Annotated in this window: 20 protein-coding genes; 5 read left to right on the forward strand and 15 right to left on the reverse strand. The window is 65.3% G+C overall.

The window, feature by feature from the left end; genetic code table 11:
* Positions 1 to 3: 3 nt before the first annotated feature.
* The 3 genes from IG04_RS0133800 to IG04_RS48740 are packed head-to-tail and all read right to left on the reverse strand — an operon-like array spanning position 4 to position 2,365.
* Positions 4 to 1,461, reverse strand: a complete 1,458-nt coding sequence (locus IG04_RS0133800; protein WP_030480807.1) for a peptide MFS transporter — start codon at positions 1,459 to 1,461, stop codon at positions 4 to 6.
* Complete coding sequence (locus IG04_RS46830; RefSeq protein WP_051771224.1) at positions 1,458 to 1,940, reverse strand: enolase C-terminal domain-like protein; 483 nt, start codon at positions 1,938 to 1,940, stop codon at positions 1,458 to 1,460. Before IG04_RS46830 ends, IG04_RS0133800 begins: the two co-directional genes overlap by 4 nt.
* Positions 1,937 to 2,365, reverse strand: coding sequence for an enolase-like domain-containing protein (locus tag IG04_RS48740; RefSeq protein WP_276326727.1), 429 nt, complete (start codon positions 2,363 to 2,365; stop codon positions 1,937 to 1,939). The genes IG04_RS46830 and IG04_RS48740 overlap by 4 nt, the downstream gene beginning before the upstream one ends.
* A gap of 283 nt (positions 2,366 to 2,648) precedes the next feature.
* On the opposite strand from IG04_RS48740, the gene IG04_RS0133810 reads away from it, so the two are divergent.
* Positions 2,649 to 2,906, forward strand: a complete 258-nt coding sequence (locus IG04_RS0133810) for a hypothetical protein (protein WP_030480808.1) — start codon at positions 2,649 to 2,651, stop codon at positions 2,904 to 2,906.
* Here the strand turns inward: IG04_RS0133810 and IG04_RS48745 are convergent.
* Positions 2,869 to 3,291, reverse strand: a complete 423-nt coding sequence (locus IG04_RS48745) for an STAS domain-containing protein (RefSeq protein WP_084402220.1) — start codon at positions 3,289 to 3,291, stop codon at positions 2,869 to 2,871. The genes IG04_RS0133810 and IG04_RS48745 overlap by 38 nt on opposite strands.
* A 191-nt stretch (positions 3,292 to 3,482) precedes the next feature.
* Here IG04_RS48745 and IG04_RS0133820 point away from each other — a divergent pair, with 191 nt between their 5' ends.
* Positions 3,483 to 3,713, forward strand: a complete 231-nt coding sequence (locus IG04_RS0133820; protein ID WP_030480809.1) for a hypothetical protein — start codon at positions 3,483 to 3,485, stop codon at positions 3,711 to 3,713.
* Positions 3,714 to 4,176: 463 nt separating this feature from the next.
* Here the strand turns inward: IG04_RS0133820 and IG04_RS0133825 are convergent, their stop codons facing one another.
* The 3 genes from IG04_RS0133825 to IG04_RS0133835 form a co-directional block, all read right to left on the reverse strand.
* The gene (locus tag IG04_RS0133825) at positions 4,177 to 4,485 is read right to left on the reverse strand and encodes a hypothetical protein (protein WP_211257860.1); all 309 of its coding nucleotides are present in this window, start codon (positions 4,483 to 4,485) and stop codon (positions 4,177 to 4,179) included.
* A 291-nt stretch (positions 4,486 to 4,776) separates the two neighbouring features.
* Entirely contained in the window at positions 4,777 to 5,694 is a 918-nt protein-coding gene (locus IG04_RS0133830) for a universal stress protein (protein WP_159460535.1), read from the reverse strand.
* A 24-nt stretch (positions 5,695 to 5,718) separates the two neighbouring features.
* A complete protein-coding gene (locus IG04_RS0133835; protein WP_030480812.1) occupies positions 5,719 to 5,991 on the reverse strand; it encodes a hypothetical protein in 273 nt (90 codons plus the stop codon).
* A gap of 977 nt (positions 5,992 to 6,968) precedes the next feature.
* On the opposite strand from IG04_RS0133835, the gene IG04_RS0133840 reads away from it, so the two are divergent.
* Positions 6,969 to 8,186 (forward strand): cation:proton antiporter, encoded by a 1,218-nt coding sequence (locus IG04_RS0133840; RefSeq protein WP_036016481.1) that lies wholly within the window; start codon positions 6,969 to 6,971, stop codon positions 8,184 to 8,186.
* Between the two features lie 175 nt (positions 8,187 to 8,361).
* Here the strand turns inward: IG04_RS0133840 and IG04_RS0133845 are convergent, their stop codons facing one another.
* The 4 genes from IG04_RS0133845 to IG04_RS0133865 all read right to left on the reverse strand — a co-directional run bounded on the left by IG04_RS0133845 (position 8,362) and on the right by IG04_RS0133865 (position 13,343).
* The gene (locus tag IG04_RS0133845) at positions 8,362 to 8,598 is read right to left on the reverse strand and encodes a hypothetical protein (RefSeq protein WP_030480814.1); all 237 of its coding nucleotides are present in this window, start codon (positions 8,596 to 8,598) and stop codon (positions 8,362 to 8,364) included.
* A 305-nt stretch (positions 8,599 to 8,903) separates the two neighbouring features.
* Positions 8,904 to 9,662: an integrase core domain-containing protein gene (locus tag IG04_RS44805; protein WP_063758348.1), complete on the reverse strand. Its 759-nt coding sequence runs from the start codon at positions 9,660 to 9,662 to the stop codon at positions 8,904 to 8,906.
* Between the two features lie 689 nt (positions 9,663 to 10,351).
* Positions 10,352 to 12,946, reverse strand: coding sequence for an NACHT domain-containing protein (locus IG04_RS0133860; protein WP_144065758.1), 2,595 nt, complete (start codon positions 12,944 to 12,946; stop codon positions 10,352 to 10,354).
* Positions 12,947 to 12,962: 16 nt separating this feature from the next.
* Positions 12,963 to 13,343 (reverse strand): hypothetical protein, encoded by a 381-nt coding sequence (locus tag IG04_RS0133865; RefSeq protein WP_030480817.1) that lies wholly within the window; start codon positions 13,341 to 13,343, stop codon positions 12,963 to 12,965.
* A 567-nt stretch (positions 13,344 to 13,910) separates the two neighbouring features.
* Between IG04_RS0133865 and IG04_RS0133875 the strand changes: the two genes are divergently transcribed.
* The gene (locus IG04_RS0133875; protein ID WP_144065759.1) at positions 13,911 to 14,129 is read left to right on the forward strand and encodes a hypothetical protein; all 219 of its coding nucleotides are present in this window, start codon (positions 13,911 to 13,913) and stop codon (positions 14,127 to 14,129) included.
* Between the two features lie 192 nt (positions 14,130 to 14,321).
* Positions 14,322 to 17,198: an NACHT domain-containing protein gene (locus IG04_RS0133880; RefSeq protein WP_030480819.1), complete on the forward strand. Its 2,877-nt coding sequence runs from the start codon at positions 14,322 to 14,324 to the stop codon at positions 17,196 to 17,198.
* 51 nt (positions 17,199 to 17,249) lie between these two features.
* On the opposite strand, the gene IG04_RS45805 is transcribed toward IG04_RS0133880, so the two are convergent.
* The 4 genes from IG04_RS45805 to IG04_RS0133895 all read right to left on the reverse strand — a co-directional run bounded on the left by IG04_RS45805 (position 17,250) and on the right by IG04_RS0133895 (position 19,814).
* The gene (locus tag IG04_RS45805) at positions 17,250 to 17,540 is read right to left on the reverse strand and encodes an integrase core domain-containing protein (RefSeq protein WP_211257861.1); all 291 of its coding nucleotides are present in this window, start codon (positions 17,538 to 17,540) and stop codon (positions 17,250 to 17,252) included.
* A complete protein-coding gene (locus IG04_RS47785) occupies positions 17,537 to 18,286 on the reverse strand; it encodes an integrase core domain-containing protein (protein ID WP_245816737.1) in 750 nt (249 codons plus the stop codon). The genes IG04_RS45805 and IG04_RS47785 overlap by 4 nt, the downstream gene beginning before the upstream one ends.
* Positions 18,277 to 18,618 (reverse strand): integrase, encoded by a 342-nt coding sequence (locus IG04_RS47790; protein ID WP_245816738.1) that lies wholly within the window; start codon positions 18,616 to 18,618, stop codon positions 18,277 to 18,279. Before IG04_RS47790 ends, IG04_RS47785 begins: the two co-directional genes overlap by 10 nt.
* 122 nt (positions 18,619 to 18,740) lie before the next feature.
* Positions 18,741 to 19,814 (reverse strand): TIGR02679 domain-containing protein, encoded by a 1,074-nt coding sequence (locus IG04_RS0133895; RefSeq protein WP_211257862.1) that lies wholly within the window; start codon positions 19,812 to 19,814, stop codon positions 18,741 to 18,743.
* Positions 19,815 to 19,936 lie beyond the last annotated feature (122 nt).

Here is a 19,936-nt window from a genome sequence, read left to right on the forward strand (position 1 = left end):
GCCTCAGCGCACGCCGCTCATCAGCTTGCGGATGAACGGACTGGCCAGGGCAAGCAGCACTCCGAATGCGACCGCCGCACCGCCGACGACACTGAAGTACACCGCCTCGTTGTCGACGCTGTAGTAGCTCGCGAGCGCACCCGCGGTAGCCGTGCCCAGCGCGATCGAAAGGAAGTTCAACGCGACCATCTGGGTGCGGAACGCCTGTGGCGCCAGCTTCGTGGACAACGACAAGCCCACCGGGGACAGCAATAGTTCGGCAACGCTGAAGGTCAGCAGGATCAGGACAAGCATCAGCAGTGGTGTGGTGTTGCCGGTACCGCCGGCGAAGGGCAGGAACATCAGGAACGCGACACCCATGATGACCGTGCCGAGTGCGAACTTCACCGGTGCGGACGGCTGACGGGACCCGAGCCGCGTCCACATCGCCGCGAACACTCCCGCCAGCAGGATGATGAAGATCGGGTTGATCGAGTTCGCCCACGCGACCGGCATCTCCCAGCCGAACAGCGTGCGGTCGAGCCGCTGGTCGACGTAGAGGACGACGACGGTGAACTGCTGCTGGAACAGGGAGAAGAACACGAAGCTGGCCAGGAACATCGGGATGAAGCTGAGCACCCGGCGCCGTTCCACCCGGGTGATCTTCCTGCTGCTCAGGATAACGGCGAAGTATGCGACCGCCGCCACCGCCACGACCAGGACCGTCACCGTGGCGAGGTTGGCGGCCGTGATCACTCCGGTCAGCACGAGCGCGGCCACCACGGCCACAACCGCCAGCGCACCGATACCGGCGACGGCACGGCCCTTCCCCGGAAGCGGGTTCGGCACGACGCTCGCGTCCCGCGACAGGTTCTTGCGCCCGATCGTGTACTGGACGAGCCCTGCGGCCATGCCGATCGCAGCGAGCCCGAACCCGTAGTGAAATCCGAGTTGCTGCTGCGCGAGACCAGTGAGCAGCGGCCCGATGAACGCCCCGAGGTTCACACCGAGGTAGAACAGCGAAAAGCCGGCGTCACGCCGTTCGTCGCCCTCGGCGTAGAGGGAACCGACGAGCGCGGTCGCGTTGGCCTTCAATCCACCGCTGCCCAACGCAACGGCACACAGACCGAGACCAACACCGGCGAGCCCCGGTACGACAGCCAGCGAGATGTGACCGAACATGATGAGAACGGCGCTGTAGAAGAGAGTTCGCTCCGAGCCCACCACACGGTCGGCGATCCAGGCACCGACGATCGTGGACAGATACACCAGACCGCCGTAGGCACCAACGATGCTGGTCGCGGTGGTTTCGGAGAGTCCAAGACCACCTTCGGTCGCCGAGTAGTAGAGATAGATCGTGAGGATGCCCTGCATCCCGTAAAAGGAGAACCGTTCCCACATCTCCACGCCGAACAAGTTCGCTAAGCCGCGTGGGTGTCCGAAGAACGCGGTGTCCGCGCTGTTGCGGGTGGAGGTGCTCATTGTCCCTGCCGTCCCTTCCGTTGGGCCTGCGTGTCAGCCGACCCGGTGGTCCGCAGCGTCACGGACGGCGAGTCCATGTCCGGGTAGCTCCGCCTGCGGTGCGAGAAACCCGCCGACGGGACGGACGCAACCGGTGAACAGGAGTTCATCGGCCCGTACGTGGTCGCTGAACCACTCGGCGTGCCGGATGTTCGGAACCGCGCAGTCGACCGCCGCGTGCAGGTTGCGGTGCTGTGTGCGAACTGACCTCCAGTTCGAACGAGTCCGCGATCGCCGCAGCACGGAGGAACCCCGGTGACACCACCGCAGCGGGTGACGTCGACCTGCAGGCAGTCCACCGCGCCCGCCTGGCACATCTCCCGGAAGTAGCCGTCAGAGGTGCCGTACTCGCCCGCCGCCACATCGGCCCGGACGGCACCTCGCACCGGTGCCAGTCCGGTCAGGTCGTTGGACGACACCGGCTCCTCGAACCAGGTCACGTCCGCCCCGCCGCCCGATCCGCGATTCGGACCGCCTGTTTGGCGGTGTAGGCGCCGTTGGCGTCGACGAACAGCTGCGCGCCCGAGCCGATCGCCTGACGTGCGAGGCTGGTGAAGCCGCCGCTGCCGTAGACAGGCACGGCGGTGTGCACCCGGCCCAGCAACCAGCTGAGCGGCATCCCGAGTGTCTTCGCCTTCAGGTCCCACAACGCGATGTCCACCGCCGAGATCGCCGACATCAGGTCGATCGCGGGCGCGAGGACATCACGGATCACGTCAGCCGCGCCGCCCGAGCCATAGGTCCATCCCACTCCCGACGCGCCATCGGCGTAGACGGTTGAGACGACGACCGTGATGCCGCGCCATGTCAAGGTGCCATCGGCGTGCGGTTCGTCGAGTTCAACGCGATACACGTCGGCCGACACGTCCGTGATGGCAGCCATCTGTCTACCTCCATCGCGTGAGCACTTGAACCGCGAGTACCACCGGGAAAGCGTCATCAGCCCACCGTGACCAAAACGAAGGCAACATTGCGGCTCAGCAACATTTGTCTATTGCACAGCTCATCTGTTCCGTCTCTACTGCCGGATATGAGGAACGCCAGCCGCACGCGCGATCGCAGCTGCTGACGGGAGACTGAAGTGCACTCCAGCCACGACGACGGTTCCACCGAGCGCGACGAACTCGTACGGCACAGCGCGGAGCTCGATGACGTCGAGCTATCGCGTCTGCCTGGGCCAACAGCGGCGTGACCGCGAGACGCTCGAGCACAGCATTGAGACTGGCATCGTCAAACGCCAGTCGCACGGCGCGTTCCTGGAACTGCACCAGCCACTCGGAAGGAACGGCCTGCCCTACGCCGGCGCGCCGGTTCCGAAGAAGCCGAACGAGATCGGCGCAGCGGGCAAGCCGGTTCCAGGCGGGTTCTTCAGCCCTGATCCACAGAACAGTGACGAGCGTCGATAAAGTCGAACCGGTTCTGAACACCTGTTGCTTGCAGCACCCGTCGGACAACACCACCGCATCCGGCCAATGAGATCGCGACACCGCGTGTGCGTGCGGAGCGGTCGGCCGCCAACAGTACGTTGACACCTGCTGCAGACAGGAACGTGAGGCCGGACAGGTCGAGCACTACATGGTCGATGTCCTCGGCGAGTAGTCCGGCCAGCCGTTCGGCGAGCAGTGGGGCCGTCGACATGTCAACCTCACCGACAAGCTCGACAACCGCTCGGGCCGGGCCGGTTCTACCGCTGCACACCCGCAGCGCCTGGCGTGCCGCAGTGGCGTGATCCCGCCTGAGCGGGACCGTCCACAGTTGTTCTGGCTCCACGAGATCGAGAAGTGGTCGCATGTCACGCTTCCGATCAGTTCGGCGAAGAAGGTTCGACGCTCCCCCGAAATCACCATACTCCGGCCGGCCAAGCCCACCTTCATCTGCTGACGCAAAAGTTGCTCACAGCATGGATTCGTCATCCACTCGTCAGGTTCCGCACTTGGCAGCTCAGGGAGAATGGAGACGACACCACGTGAGGAGGAAGCAGAATGACTGTCGAGGTCGAACGGTCCGACCGGCACGTGATGGAGGTGACGAACGGGCTGGCCGCGGAGTTCAGCGGTGTACTCGCACGGCCGGTCGTCTCGGAAGCCGTGCTCGACGCGCGGCGAGACCTGGAAGGACAGATCGTGCCCGAGGCACTGAGCGAGATGCTGCACCAGCTCGCCCGGCACAGGCTGGGAAACCTGAGCACCGCGAGGAAAGCCTCCGTGGGCTGATCACCGCGCTTCGGCTACGTCGCCGCAGCAGGAGGACGCTGCCTGCTACGAGCAGGACCAGCGCGTAAACGCCGTAGTACGCCACGTACAGCCCGGCGAGCACCAGCAGCACGCCCCCGAACTTGGACGTGTGCGGCAGCAGTGATCGCGACAGCTCTTACCTGGCAACCATTCTGGCAAGCATGCGTAGTGCGGTGGTTGCTCGACGTAACCCGCCTCGCAAACGCCGACGAGGTAACCTCGCGGTTCGCGTGCTACGCCAGCCTTGCACAGCGCACTCCTGGAGCTCCTGCCTGCCATCGAGACAGCAAAGAACGAGCAGGCAACGCGTGCGGCGGCGCGATCGTCAGCCTGTCGAAAGGTTCATCCCGGCTGACGCACCAACAGCATGGAGGGATCCTCCGAGGAGGTCAGCGTCAGGTCCCGACGCCGGCTGCCGGACAGGTACCAGCGATCAACGCGTTCACGACACACCCGAAACTTGCGTATAGCAAGCTTTGTGAACTGCAACAGGGCGCGTAGAACGGCGGCTGAACGCGGCCCGGTCCGGATAGCGCACGACGATCACCGCGTCCCAGCTCTGCCCTTCCTCGGCCACCAGCACGGTGGATCCGGTTCCGGCGTAGAGAACCTCGCCGCCGTAGCGGGGCAGGAACGTCTCGCGCAGATGAAGCGCGTACTCCCGGTACGATTCGGCACCGCCCTCGGCGAATCGCAGCAGGTTCAGCATCACCACTGGCCCGCCTGGGTCCTCGGCGAGCAGTCGCTTCACATCCGCACCACGTGGATCAACGGCCATGTGAACAGCATGTCTCTCGGCCGAACCGCTCGCATCGGTCGATCCACCTGTCCGGGCACGCGCACCGATCTGGCGGAACTCCGGACCAAACCGCGGGACGGTCGCCCGGTGGATGCATAGGCGCGCGGCCTTGCGCCGTTCGTCGTCGAGTTGGTCCGCGACGCGGCGGCGTCAACGGTGACTCGCCGGCAAGGTGCTACTCAAGGCCGTCCGACGAGCGCTGCACCGGCAGGTGGGGCGAGTGTCCACTGTCGGGTCAAGGTGTCAGCGCTGATCGGATTCCGTTGTCTGCGGGGAAAGCACCGCCACCGGGCACGACGCCCTGTCGATCGCCGCGTGGCTGACCGAGCCCATGAACGCCCGGCGGACCGCGCCCTTGCCATGACTGCCGACGACCAACAGGGACGCCTCGGCGGACGCGGAGAGCAGGCCATCCACCGCAGGGCCAGGGACGGACATCAATTGGTGCCGAACGCCTGGGTATCGCTGTGCGCACGCAGCCAGCTCCGCGCCCAGCGGGCCCACGTCCTCGCGCAGCACCGCCTCGTCGTGGGTCTCCACCGGCTCGACCACGGTGGTGACCTCTCCGTCGGCGGCGTGCAGAACCACGACCTCGGCTGCATGTCGGGCGGCGAACCCGAACGCGAACCGGAGAGCCCGCCCGCTGACCGGGGACCCGTCCAGACCGACCACCACTGGTCCCTCGTCACGCCGGCCGTCGACCGTGACCTCGTCCCGGACGACGACGACCGGCCATGGGCACGACCGCGCGAGTCGCTGCGCGGTGGACCCGAGCAGGAACTCGGCCACACCGCCATGGTCGGAGTGGCCGACCACCACGAATGCCACCCGGTCCGCGGCCAGGATCACCGCGTCCGCCGGATCACCTGAGAAGATCTCGGTGTGTACGTCGACACCGGTCGTGTGGCGGCAGTGTTCGGCGAGTCCTTCGAGCATGTCCCGCGCCCATCGCCGCATCGGCTCCTCGGTGACGCCCGGTTCCATGGCACCGATGCCCACCGGGGCATGCAGGTGCGCACTGGTGTAGACCGGCCACTGCATGGCGTACACCAGCAGCAGCGGTTTGCCGAAGATCGCCGCCTGCCGCGCAGCCCATTGGGCAGCCCGCTCCGACGGCTCCGTTCCGTCCACGCCGACGACGATCGCGCCATCGTTCGACACCTCCATCATTCTCCTTCCCGTCCGTCAGCTCGACGGTGTGGTCCCCGACGGCGCAGGTACGTTCTGCCGCACGTTGTGCGCGGCCAGAAACTCTTCGTCGGAGTAGGTGCGGTAAACGCCGTCATGGAGCAGTCCGTAACGGTCGCGGTAGTCGGCCAGCCGGAACTGCTCCACGATGCCGCTCACCTGGACGACATCGCCCTTCCTGATGGCGTCCGCGTTCTCGGTGGAGAGCACGAGCAGCGACTCGTCGCCGTACTCGCTGCCGTCGAGCACGAACGCCTTCTGTCCAAGCACCTCGGTGACGACGGCGCTGACGCGCCCATCACGAGCGCGTTCGACCTGCCGGCGCGTCCGGTCTGATCAGCACGCACGATGAATTTCTCCTGCCTCCGTGCCGAGCCGCGACGCTCAACTCCTGCCGCGGGTTTCGTTGGCTGCGTACAGGTTGGCGACCCCAACGAACCGACTAGCGCGCATCCGGTGCCCAGCAGCACGACGGCCGAATTGGTAACCAAGAAGCCGACCAGCAGGACCGTGCCGACAAGCGCGGACGCCGGGTCGGACACGGCCAACGCCTGCTCGATCTAGGCCAAGGGGCGCTCGTCGTCGCGCTCGGTCATCCTGTCCACTCTGGTCCCTCCAGTTCAGCGTGCTCGGCTGCTCCGTCGTGCTCGGCGCGCCTTGCTTCCGCTCAGGTTCGTTTCGTTCCACTCGTGTCTTCTGTCGGGTTCCCGTGGGCCGGTACCAGAACCTTGCGACCACCTTTCGCCTGTCGGGCGTCCCGACGGATCGGCTGGCATGCGGTGAGCACCGGCTCAGCGCTCGGTGTGCTGGGCGTCGGCGCTCGGCTGCCAGGCTGATCTCCTCAGCGTCCTCGCCGACGACGTTGGTGCCGGGACCGAGGTGGACGCACAGACCGCGGTCAGACACTGCTCGGCGCCGTCAGCGCGTCGCGGGGAGTCGACGCCTCGGGCGTTCGCTGGCGTGCCGGTGGGTTGGTCTACGGCCTCGGAGCCGCAGCCACCCGGCAGTGCCATGGTCACGCACGACGCGGTGGTCAGGACCCGGTTGCGTTGGTATCGCGGAACATCGGTGACTGGCGTCCTCGGTGGGTCCATGGCAGGACTTCCCAAAGCGCCTTCATTCGAACGCGATCCCTCGGGCAATCGCAACGTCCCCATGCCGATTGGCTGCCCGTCAGGCGGGTATCGCGAACCCGTGTCCCGTTCAGCACTCCCCCGGCAGACAGCCGGGAGAACTGGAGCCCGTCCGTGACGCTGGTGCTGGCTTTCGGTGTGGTGATGCTGGTCAGCGTCGCGTTGTCAGGGCTGGCGGCGCGCACGGTGCTCTCGACGGCGTTGATGGTGCTCCTCGCCGGGGCTCTGCTGGGCCAGGGTGGATTCAGCGTGGTGGAGATCCCCTCCGACAGCGGGTTCGTCTCGGCGCTGGCCGACCTGGCCCTCTTCACGGTGCTGTTCACCGACGGGCAGCGGGCCGGGTTGCCGGCGTTGCGCGAGGGGTGGCGCAGTTCAGGCAAGGCACTGGGCATCGGCATGCCGCTGGCCATGATCGGCATCGCGGTGCCCGCACACTACCTGGCCGGCCTGGACTGGGCCACCGCTTTCCTGCTGGGTGCGATCCTGTCTCCCACCGACCCGGTGTTCGCCTCCGCGATCGTGGGCCGCGAGGACGTACCGCTGCGGTTGCGGCGCCTGCTCAACGTCGAGTCAGGTCTCAACGACGGTCTGGCCCTGCCGTTCGTGCTTCTCTTCCTGGCCGCGGCCTCGCACGAGACCGCGCACCCCGGCGAGATCGCCCTGGAACTCGTCCTCGGCCTGGTCCTCGGCGTCGCCGTGCCCGGTCTGGTGGCGCTGGCGCTGCGCTTGCCGGTCCTGGGCGCGGAACCCCGTCTGCAGGCGCTCGGGCCGCTGTCGGTGGGCATCGTCGTCTACGCGGCAGCGGAATTGACCCACGCCAACCCTTACCTGGCCGCGTTCGCGGCCGGTTCCACGATCGCGACCCTCACCCCGACCGCGGCAAAGCAGTTCGAGCACTTCGGCGACCTGCTGTCGGAGACCACGAAGTTCGGCGCGCTGCTCGTCTTCGGGGCGATGATCACCCCCGAAAGGCTGTCCCACCTGAGCGTCGGTGACTGGCTGGTCCCGGTGGTGGCCATCCTGCTCGTGCGACCGCTGTCGATCGCCGTCTCGCTGCTGCGCAGCAGGCTGAGCAAGCGAGAACGCGCGGCCGCGGCGTGGTTCGGGCCCAAGGGCTTCGCCTCGGTCGTCTACGGTCTGCTCGTCGTGCAGTCCGGCCTGCCCGAAGCCTCACACGTGTTCGACCTCGTGGCCGTCACCATCGCGCTGTCCATCGTCCTGCACTCCTCTTCGGACGTCCCGGTCGCCAAGGCCCTGCGCATCGAACCACCCGACAACCTGCCCACCGGCGGACCGGACGAACCAGACGTCGGGCGCACGCCGCCTGGTTGACCTGGTCGATCACCGATCCCTGTCCGAGCGGTTTGAGTTCACGGCCGGCACAGAGCGACGGTCACCGGGCCCGGACCTTCGAGTAGAGCTCGCGACCAGGGCTGTCTGGTCAGGCCGAACACGACCGTGTTTGCCGCTACGACGAGCGTGACCGCAGCGAACAGGCGCGGATCGCTCACTCCTTGGTGAACGCTGTGTGCCAGGTAAACAGGGCACTGACTCCGATCGGGCCGAACCCACCGGCGAACAGCGCGTCGCGGCGTACGAGACGCAGAGGACGGGCCAGCGCGAGGACGAACGACAGGCGGCGCACCAGCAGGACCGCGAGGACGAAGGCGATCGCCGCGGGCCCGAAGCCGACCCAATCCCGCCAGGGCAGCACCGCGCCGAGCACCAGGAACAGCTGCAGCACCGCATAGCGGTTGACCGCCTCGTCTACGGCGTCCTGCGGGAACAGGAACCGCGCGGTGCGCCGGAACCTGGACAGCTGGCCGTTGTCCGCGCCGGCGTTCCCCCTGTGACCCTTGCGGCTGACACGATTGGCGTCACCGATGCCCTTGCGGCCCGTTGTACAGGGCGGACGTTCACGCTTCTGAGCACGAGTTCCGGTTCATTCGGCAGAACGCGAGCTGTTCTGCCGAACTGGCTTTACGCGAGCGAGACACGAGGGCCGTCCCCGGTGCCGCGATCATTGATCGAACAGCATCCGAATCGGACTCAAGCAAATGGGGCGAGCCCGAGTGGGGTGCTGTCGCGCTGAAGTTGTTCCCGCAGCTCGGCGCATGCATCAGCGCGGGCGAGGTCTTTGGGCCTCGGCGGATCCGGAACGCGTTTGAGCACCTCGTGGGGATCGCACACCCACACCGGGGTCCCGGCCAATTCCAGTTCGGTTGCGCCCGTCCGCAAGTGGGCGTACGTGCCAGTGAGCTCTGGTGGCACGTCGAGCATGCCCAGTCGTGTGACGAACAAATGATCCAGTTGCGCCAGCGTCAACGGTTCCGGCCGCCAGCTACGGCACCGTTCTTCTGTGAGCCCGTTGCGCCAACTCGGGTCGTAGGCGGGTATCGCTTCCAGTTCCACCAGTAGGTCCGCGATGCGCTGAAGGTTGTCCGGGTCTGGCGACGGCACGACGTCGAGATCGTTGGGCTGCACGTCCGCGCCGTAGACGGCTAGAACGACGGATCCGCTCATCACCCAGTCGACGTTGTGGCGATGCCCGAGACGGCCCTGCCGATCTACGCTGAGGCGTTCGATTTGATCGAGTTCGAGAGGCTGGGGCCGGCCCCTCAAGGGCGCCGCTCCAGCGAGTGATCGGTGCGTGCGGTGCTCGTTGTAGTGCCTCTCGTACTCCTGCGGGGCGCACCGTAAGTGGGTCTGATTCCAGATCATCGTGCGTTCCAGCAGTTCGGCGCGAAATGTCTTGACCCAGCGTTCAATGAAGGAATTCATGCGCGGCATCCGGATACCGGTCGGCACCGTAGCGATTCCCGCGGTGCCGAGGATCTTGTCGATCAGCGCGGAGTACCTGGCGGCGCGGTCACGAATGCACGACTGGCTGTGGCGTGTCGGCGCAGGACGAGCCCGTTCTGATCACCTCCACGAACTCAGCCGAGCACACCCCTACCATCACGATCAAGCCCACCGCGGCGCCGGCCACCACGTCGAGCTCGCCGGCACCGGCGGGCTACCGGAGGATGGCACGTGCGCCAGGTCAATGCCGTTTCACACCCAGGCTCGACCTCCTGCGGACGCATGAGATACCGCGGGCTGGCCTCTGCGACATCGAGGTCGCGGTTCGTCGATCGGGCGTCAGTTTGCATCGACGGTCTGCGGGGACGGTCGCGCCGAAGCATGATCCTCGCGGCAGGCCGTCATCTTTCAAGGAAGCCAGAATCGTCCACGCCCAGGCCTCCCTGCGAGGCTGTTTGAGGCTCAGGTCCTCGATTTCGTCGGCAGTCGGCGACTGCCTCCAAGTCCAAGTCGTCCGTCAAGTCGACATGGATGAAGTCGCACGCCAGCATGCCAGAAGCCTGATCACGCAGGAAACACAGCCAGGACGTGACGAGCCCGGCTCGGCGAGGGCGGTATCCGCAGACGCGCGAGAACATGATGGACCGTTTATTCTGCCGTCCGGTGACACGCCTGGATTTACCGAGGAGCTGTTGTCATGAAACGGAAATGGCGTATTGGGCAGTCGCTGATTGCATTGCACCGCTAAGCAGTTTCCGATCCTCGTCAGAGTTAGCCAGTTTGATGAGAAATCCCGTGTGTCTGCGGTCGAATGCGGCGGCCCAGTCGAGCAGATCAGCCGAGCACGCTTCCGGCGCATACAGCCACAATCCGGGTTTGATCGCATCCTTCGCTGTGTCTGGCAGCGTCCGCGCCAAGAACTCGAGCAGCTTGTCCAACGACTCGAGTATCCGCACTGACGGGAGCAGCGCGCCCTGCGGGGCTGCAGCCAGCACCTTGAGCAGCTTGGTGACCTCGACGTGGCTGCGTCCAGCGGCTTCAGTGAGTTCCTGAAACAGCCCTGCCTCGGTCAGTTCGCCGCCGAAGACCTGCCTGCCGAGCATGGCGGCGTCTGCATGCTTTGCGAACCGGCCTGATCGCATGGTGATCCACCAGGTCCCACCGATCACGAGGAGGAACAAGGGGTAGTCGAAGTACCGTTCGACCTCGCCGCGGATCGGCATGTCGATCGGAAGAGCGACCATGATGACGCCGAGTACCGCGAGCACTGTGATTCGCCACGGCGACCGCAGGTGCTGGAAGCGTGCTGCCAGTCTGCCCGTGTACGGAGCAAGCTCATGACGGTACGGCCACAGCTCTTTGAGACGCCGCTGCGGAAACCATCCGTGCTGATGTTGATGTGGCGCATGAACGACCAGTGCCGCGGTTGCGAGAGGCCAGCTTGACATCCACAGCCCGACGACCAGACGTGGCAGGGCACCGAAATTGCGCGCAAACAGATCGACAAAAATTTGTGTGAACAGAGAGAGTGAGACGGCTCCCAGCAGCGCGCCGAACAGGCATATGACGCCGAAGGCCAATGAGGCGGTCAGCTCCGTTAGTGACTGAGCGTCTTTTCGAAGAGACCAGAGGAGGATGGCCGCCAGCAAGGCAAGTCCGCCCACTGAAGCTGCTCCAGTAGCGGGCCGTGTCGTTACGGCAAGCCAGAAAAGAAGGACCACGGTGCCGCCCAACGTGATCCTGCCAATGTTGAGGAGGGCTTGCAGCATCGGCACCAGCAGCCGATCGGGACCTGATGATTGGCGATCCGTCAGGAACTGGTCATCGGCCCACGCCGCCAGCGCGTTAACGATGACGATCACTCTGTTCCGCAGCGCCGTGTGGTCTGGATCCGTTGGATCCCAACGCAAATGCTCGGCAATCTGTGACGTCGTTCGCGCGTCGAACTTGAGCACGACGGCCTGCCGATGCAGTGCCGCGACCGCGGCTGGCGAAGCCAGCGGCAGTAAGGACAACGAGGCTTCCCGATCGCGCCGGCCGCCACCGAACATGCCAAGCCAGATCAGCCGGTCGATACTGTCGTTCGTGTCGTCGAGTTCGTCAGCCTCGCTCAACACTGTCAACGCGTGCAGCACCGGCGGTGGCCAACTGAAGGAACCCAACGGTGGGAGTACGGCCGAATCAGCCTGTTCCCAGACGGTACGCCGGACGAGATCATGAATAGAGGTCACCAGTAAAACCTTGAAGCCGGCGTCGCCGAGTCGGAGCGCCTCAACGAGGACACGGCGCGTCTCGGCGGTGCTCGTCGCGTGTTCCAGGTCCAGCACGGGGCGCGTTCGCACCAGGTATGCGGCGGCCAGATGTGTGAGGAGCAACGGCACTCGAAACGAAAACCCTCTGCCCTCGATCCGTCCTAGCCGCGAGGCGAGCACCGGAGCGATGTCGGCGTCATCCGTGGCCAGGTCAGTGGTCTTGAAAGCAAGGCCGTACGCGAAGCTCTCTGCCTTATGCCGCAAGGACTCGGACGATTGGTTGACTGCGGAGTGCCGATTCAGCCGCGCCGCGACGAAGGCGTCGAGCACCGCGGCCTGACTGCGCAGCGGAGCACTCACCACGTGCGGGCCGAGTTGCATGATCATGGCCGGACTGGCGAAGATCGCTCTCATCGAGCGGTCGCGGATAAGCTGATCGTCTATGTCGTGGATGCCCTGTCTACCGAGCAGTTCCCTCACCTGGCGGCTCGATGGCTCGCGAGGCGTGAACACCGGCTGCGCGTCCGGATAGGCTTCGCGGACGGCAATGATCGCCCGATCCCGTTCCCGATGCCGCATGAAGTTGCGCAACGCCTCGAAGTACTGCTCCTGCTGCTCCCGCGTCAGTTCACCGTCGAGATCGAACGCGAACATCCACCGCGTCCCGCGCGCTTCGCCAGAAAGATAGCGGGAGAGGCGGTCGCCGAGCACGGTGTTGTCCTCCGCGACCGACTGCTCGATCTGCTGGAAGAGCACATCCTGCGTGATTGACCCGGTGATCGCGGGCAACCTACGCACCGAAACGTATACAGCCAGTTGCTTGGGTCTTCTTGCTTGAACAGCCTCACGGCATACGTTGAGCACGAGGTGACGCAGGGAGACGCTCTTCCCGCTGCCTGCAGAACCGGCCAACACCGACACGGACGCGGTGGGCAGCCGCGCCAGCGAGAGCCTCCGCACGTTCGACGTCTCTGTCTCCCCGGACCACGCATGTCGGTAGGCCACCGCGAAGCCGAGCGGAACGTGGTTGGCGCGCACGAAGTCGTCGTCAGCGTCACTGTTGCTGTACCGCGGCCTCCACCGCGCTGGCCAGCTCTCGCAGCGCGCCGCGATCAGCCGACGGGGTAAGAGCAGCCATCAGGCCACCCGCCACCGCAATGACCAGACATGCCAACAGGAACAGCCCAAGGAGCCGACCATCCCTGTTCAGCGGCGATACGTTGTTTTCCCGCAAAGCGATGATCGCGGAGATCGCCCCGAACAAGCCGAGCACCGCGATGAGCCAGCCGACCGCAGGCCGGAAGGACTTGGTCTCAGACCTGCCCCGGACGAACTCGAGGAAGAATGCCACCAGAGCGATCAGCGTGGCAGATCCGGAAAACCCGGAAGCGGCCTTGACGAAGCCCTCGCTCAATCCGGTTAAGCCATCAAACACGCCACCGCCCCCTCGATGTTGTTCGGCTTCCGTGCAGATGTCGGCGCTAGGACCAGCGTTGTTACGTCCCGAAAGACTTCACGCCACCACGTCCTGGTCGACCGGCGACCCGACGCCCGAACCACCACCTGTTTGCAGGTGGACGACGACCTCCAGCAGGGCCATTCACTCAGACTCCAGCACCACAGAATGAGGGACATGACAGTCGGCCGCGTGACCAACCGACTCGCCTACCTGATCAAGCGCAGCGTCGAGATCCTCGCGGCATGCTCTAGCTGAACGGCAACTCCGCAGCCACCGCACTCCGCGCCAAGGTCTTCGGAGGCACGCGAGCAGAAGGCTTCGCGGCTTGGCGGGCTCGGCCGACGAGGTCGTCAATGAACCCCTCGAGAGGCGGAACCGGTCTGCGCGGCCCATCATCCAGTCCGTGGCGTAGCGCTTGCGGGCTGTCGCTGCGGTGATCGCGCGGAACTCGGGTTCATCCGCCAGTTCGGCCGCGAACTCGTCGAGCCGGGGCTCAAGCGACACCGCGCATTCTTCTGCCTGTTCTCGGACCTTGTGTACCGCGTGGCTGACGATCCCGTCGCGCTCCCAACGGTTGGCACCTTGCAACGCTTTGGCAAGGCCGGGCAAGCCATCGGCGGCGGCTTCAAGCTCTGCTGGACGGCGGCACGCCGGAACGCCGGGTCCTCAGCGAGCGCTGTCGACCAGCGCTGGGGCCTGCTCGTCCGGCATTTCGTCGCCGTCGTGATTCAGTCCGTCGGGGTTACGCCTGGCGACGTCTGAAGCGGCGGTGGTCAGCTCCTCCAGACCTCACCCGACCACGACGCTGGCCGAGCTCTGCCAGCAAGGACCGGTCTGGGCGCACGTCGCGCTCGACTTCGAACCCAAGGTCAGCCTGCTCCTGCCGCCGCGGCCGCAGGGCTCCCGCCGGTGCGTGAGCCGTAACGATCACCTCACTGAGAGCGACATTCGCTTGTGGCAAGAAATCCGGCGATCTCGTTCCGTGGCGCGCTGAAGATCTTCGGAGCGGACACACCCAGCTGGGTGAAGACACTCGACCTCCTGCTCGGCGGCGCCATCCTTACCGCCGGAGGCATACCGGCGACCAACCCGCTCAGTGCAGTCTGGGGATGGATCGACCAGAAGAACGAGGCGATGCGTCTTCTCCGCGAAGGAGTGGACGCGGTTACCTCAAGGATGGCCGACAAGCGTGGTCTCGAACGCCACGAACTGGTCATCGCAGCGCACACGATCATCGTGGCAACAGCCTTCTTCGATGCGGTCCGAGATCTCTTGGACGTGCGGCTCAAGGGCACGTTGGACCTGAGCGAACCGAACCACGCCCTCCTGCACCACATCTACACCGCGCCGGTGCCAGCCCCTTCCGCAACAGCGAACTTCGACAAAGTCGCCAAGCACGTCGAGGCCTGGGCACATTCCGCGATACAGCAGGGCATGGAGACGGTCCTCGGTGACGCAGGCGAGAACGATCTGCACAGGATCCCGTTCGAGACCAGAGAGCGCTATCGATACCTCTACCATCAGCTGAAGACGAAGGTGCCGGAGTTCGCGATGTGGGCGGACCAGATCGAGCACAGCTACACGCACACCGCCCTGGGACGCCTTGAGACGCTGTTGCAGCCGGGACCGCCCGCGCGTGGCGCGGCCACGACCATCGCCGCCGTCAACCGGAGCGAACTAGGCAGGCCGGTGGTGGACACCCAGGGATACGGGAGCGGACTCACGTTCCCCACTGTCGACGAGATCTTCATCAGCCCTACTTACGAGCAGGAATACCGGACCGGCTCCGATCTCGAACTCGTGCTTGCACGGCATTTCACCTCTTTCGAAGCGACAGAACGCCCGCTGGTCGTGCTCGGGCATCCGGGAGCCGGGAAGTCGCTGCTCACCAAGGTGCTCGCCGCACGTCTCTCCGAGCGGGGATTCACGGTGGTGCGGGTACCACTGAGGGCCGTGGAGGCCGACGCTCCGATCAGCGAGCAGATCCGCGAAGCTCTGGCGCAGAGCACCAACGGACGTGTCTCGTGGGCGGAGCTCTCCGACCAGTCCGAGGACAGCATCCGGGTGGTCCTGCTGGACGGCCTGGACGAACTGCTCCAGGCCAGCTCGCACAGCCGCCAGAGCTACCTCCACGATGTCATCGAGTTTCAACGTGTGGAAGCCGTGCTCGATCGTCCCCTCGCGGTCGTCGTCACGTCCCGCACAGTGGTCGCCGACCGCGTGCCGATTCCGGACGAATGCCCGATTGTCAAGATCAAAGACTTCGACGACTCGCAGATCGAGGAGTGGCTCTCGCGGTGGAACCGCGTGAACACCAGCGACTCCACTCGCCTGATACCGCTCAACGTCGCACTCGCCCAACGCGACATCGCCGGACAGCCGCTACTGCTGCTGATGCTGGCGCTCTACTTCTCCGACCCTGGCGTTGAACTGCGCACGGACCTCTCCAAAGCCGAGCTCTACAAGAGACTGCTGGAAGCCTATGCGGAGCGCGAGGTGGCACGACCTGACAAACCGAACGTCACCGAAACGGTGCCTGATCTGCTTCGCAGGCTGGCGTTCGCCGCACTCGGCATGTTCAACCGTGCCAGCCAGAACATCAGTGAAGCCGAACTCACGGCAGACCTGACCAACCTTGAAGAACCAGTGACCTCTGGCGAACACGTACTCGGCCAGTTCTTCTTCGTGCACACCGCGACCGCCACCACCTCAGCGACGCAGCAGCGCAGCTACGAGTTTCTGCACGCCACCTTCGCCGAATATCTTGTGGCATCACAACTACACGACACCGTCGCAGAGATCGCGGCCGTCACAGCTTTGCGCGGCAGGACAAAACCTGATGACGACTTGCTCTTCGCGCTGCTCTCACATCAACCGCTCTCCCGGCGCTCGCCGATCACGGGCTTCCTGACCCACATGTTCCGAGTCGATCAGGACGTCTCGAACCTGACTCACACGGTGAACACGCTCATCCGCGACTTCCCGACCCGCGCCGAACCGAGGCGCTACATCGCCTACCAATCCCTGCAACGCAACCACATCCGCACCTTGGCCGCTTACTCCGCGAACCTGTTAATGCTGCGCCTCATCATCGCCGACGGACAACCGGTCGAGCTCGCGGACATCTGGCTCGACGACTGCCAACACAACTGGAGTTCTTGTGTCGCGCTCTGGAAAGCAGGCTTGGACCCGCTCCAACTCCAGGACCTACTCACCTCTGTGAGCATCGACAACGGCCGCCTGCACTGGAACGCAAAGCCCCCGAGCTCGACCCTCGGGGTTGGAATCCACACCTACCTGCTGACGGACGAAGACTCCACCGCGGAGTTCTTGGCCATCGGCCACTCTGCGGTTGGGCTGAGCCAAGCAGACGAAGTGATCAGCGCCTCGCTCTTCGCGTCTCGCCTGTTCCCTGTCCTGCGTGCAGTTCCGATCAACAACTGGCCGGCGATAACCCCCGCGCTGCTCGACGAGGCCGCGTTGTCCAACTCGCGGCCTGCCGAGGAAGTCTGGAACCTTCTTCGCAACAAGTCAGGCACGTTCCCACACGGCTTGGCAGGCCTCCTGGCGTCGTGGGCTGCTGCCCGTGACGAGCCGTTCCCGGCGATCGCCGTAGCCGCTGCGGCCTATCGACACGCCGAGGTCTTCAACGTCGTCGAACCGTTGTCGGAACAACTTCCTGCTCCGGGAAAGCCGCTCCTCGAGCTTGCACGCCACAAACATGGCCGACTCGATGACATCGACCCCATGGACGGAGCTACCGTCCATCTCCTCATCACGGCGATGGTCGAATGGTCGTGGTCGGAGGCCGGTCGACGCCACTACCCCTGATGACCTTGTGCCTTGCGGCACCCTGTGCGTGCCAAATTTCGTCCGCACAGGTCAAGCGGCATGCCGATACTCGTGGAGGACTCCACCGAGACGGTCCCGTCGGAGTACCGCGAGGCGTTCGATCCGGTCAGCTCCAAGGAGCTGGAGTCGGGCTCGCAAGGGTGCTGCGGCAGCGAGGGATCGGTGGGTGCGGTGCTGGTTGTAGTGCTGCTCGTACGCTTGCAGCGCGTGCCGGAGATGGGCCTCGTTCCAGATCAGCGTGCGGTCCAAGAGCTCGCCGCGGAGCGTCTTGACCCTGTGGGGTGCCAAAACGTGGCCCAACAGGCCTGACCTGCGGATCAAGCTGCGGCAGGTTCGTACTCGTTGATCAAGCCGCCAAGCACTCGCCGACGACGTACGGACCTGCAGCCCGGCTCTGCGATCGGGAGGTCGGGTCGCGGTGGGGCGTGGTGCTGCGCTTGATGTGGTCGTCGGTGGTTGTAGTGGGACACGTAGCGGTTCAGCACTGACTTGAGGTGATGCTCGTTGATGATGAGCAGCCTGTCTGTGAGCTCTCGTCTGACGGTGCCGACAAACCGTTCCGCGTAGCAGTTGGCCCGCGGACACTGCGCCGGGATCTTTACGACGTCGATCCCGGCGTCGGCGAGAACGGAATCGAACGACGCCGTGAACTGGCCCGCCCGGTCACGAATGAGGAATCGGAAGTCGCTGACCCGATCGTCAAGAACCATGAGGAGGTTGCGCGCCTGCTGGGTGGTCCAGCGCCCGTCAGGATTGGTGGTAGTGCCGAGGATATGGACGTAGCGGGTGCCGACCTCCATCACGAAGAACACGTACACCCGTTTCAACGTGACGGCGCAGTCAACGTGGAAGAAGTCGCACGCCAGCATGCTCGCCGCTTGAGCACGCAGGAACCGCCGCCACGACGTGTCAGTATCCCGAGTCGGCGAGGGCGGTATCCGCAGACGCCGGAGTACGCGGCGGACAGTCGACGCAGCCGCCCGGTGGCCCAGCTTGAGCAGTTCACCTTGAATACGGCGGTAACCCCAGCCGGCGTTTTCCCTCGCCATGCGCTCGATCAACGCCACGACGGTGTCGTCGATCGGAGGCGCCCGGCCTGGTTCGGGTAGGTCCACTTCTTCGCGACCAGGCGCCGATGCCACCGCAGCACGGTGCCCGGAGACACCAGCCGGTGCTTCCGCAACCAGACAGGCAGCCGCCGCACCAACGTCGCGAACACCGCACGATCAGCCCAGTCCAGACGCGGACGGCCATGGGTACGACGCAACACCGCGACCTCATGCCGCAGCACCAGCAACTCCACATCCTTCGCCGCCGATGACCGGCCGAGCAGAACCAACCAGCCACCTAGCTGGACAAAGACGAGGTAGAGCAGTCGCAGCGCCACATCCACGATCATGCCGTCAGAACGACAGAACCCGATCACTGCAGCTCAGCGGGCGAGTGCAGAGTTCTGGCACCCTGCAGGCAGATCGTCTGAGCGCAAGTAGCAGGCGAAGGTGCTCTAACCAACTCGCCCGCCTACGTCACGGACGGCTTTTCGCCCGGCCCTATCAGCTGTTCCAGCACGGCGTCGTGCTCCTGATAGACGACTCGGCTGGTGGCACGTATGGCGTCATACAAGTCGTCGCCGATCCACTCCGGCGGCGACGTGAACAACACAGCGGACGAGTCCGCCCCTGCATACCGAACCACGTCGGCGGACATGGCCACGAGGGTGGCACCGTAGGTCGTCACGACCTGCTGGGCGATCTGCAGACCGGCGGCGTCGAGGTCACCCGCGTAGCGCAGGGTCAGTCCCTGGTCGGCGGCGAGCTGAAGAAGGGCGTGGTCGACGCTGCCGAGCTGTCCACTCGTGCATGCGAAGGCGTGTGGGCTCTTGCGCTCCATCGCGGCTTCGAGGACCGACGGATTCTCAACCACGGTGAGCGTCTGCACGGCGAACGTCGGCGGATGAACGGTCAGATCGAGGAGAGTCACGGGGATCGGGGTGCTCGCATCGCGCAAGCGGCGGTCCGTTGGACCATCTCCGACGACCCGCACCTGGTGCAGCAGAATTGTCGAGGACAACCGGTCCGCGAGGATGCCCACCTCGGCCAGGAGCGCACGAACGAGGTCAGGTCGCGTCGGCTCAGGCACGGCCGACCGTTCAGCGACCGCGCAAACAAGTCTCGCGCCAGCGATTCGGTCGAGGTCGAAGTAGTGCGGATCGCCGGCAGAGTCGTGAGCCAGCTTGGCGAGGCTAGTTGGCGGATCCAGAGGTAACGCCGCTACGACTTCGGCGAGAGCTCGAACGAAACGCCGCGTTGCCGCCTCGTCGTCCGTTCCGGCGGCTCGCATCCGCGCCACCAGGACCGGAAGGTTCGGCAGGTGGAACTCCACTTCGGACCACAGATCTCGGCGTTGCGACGACGCTTGCCTGCGCAACGCTGCGGTGTCGATCACCGGTCGCCCCACCGCCAGTTCCACCAGCGTCACCAGATCGCTGACGGGCACTGCCAGAGTCACCAACACTTCGCGCAGCGGGACGATCGTCACATCGCCTTCGACGACGACGGCCGAGCGAGTGCGGCTACGACGTGTCGTCGTGTCCACCCACGAACGGAGAAGCGCGGTGCCTGCGCGTGAAAGCCCGTCGACTCGGACCGACACGACGGACTCCGGCCGGGCGCCCGAGCACAGTCGCTGGTGAACTGCCTTCCACAGGGGAGCCAGAT

Source organism: Lentzea albidocapillata, assembly GCF_000719115.1.
GTDB classification, from domain to species: Bacteria; Actinomycetota; Actinomycetes; order Mycobacteriales; family Pseudonocardiaceae; genus Lentzea; species Lentzea albidocapillata.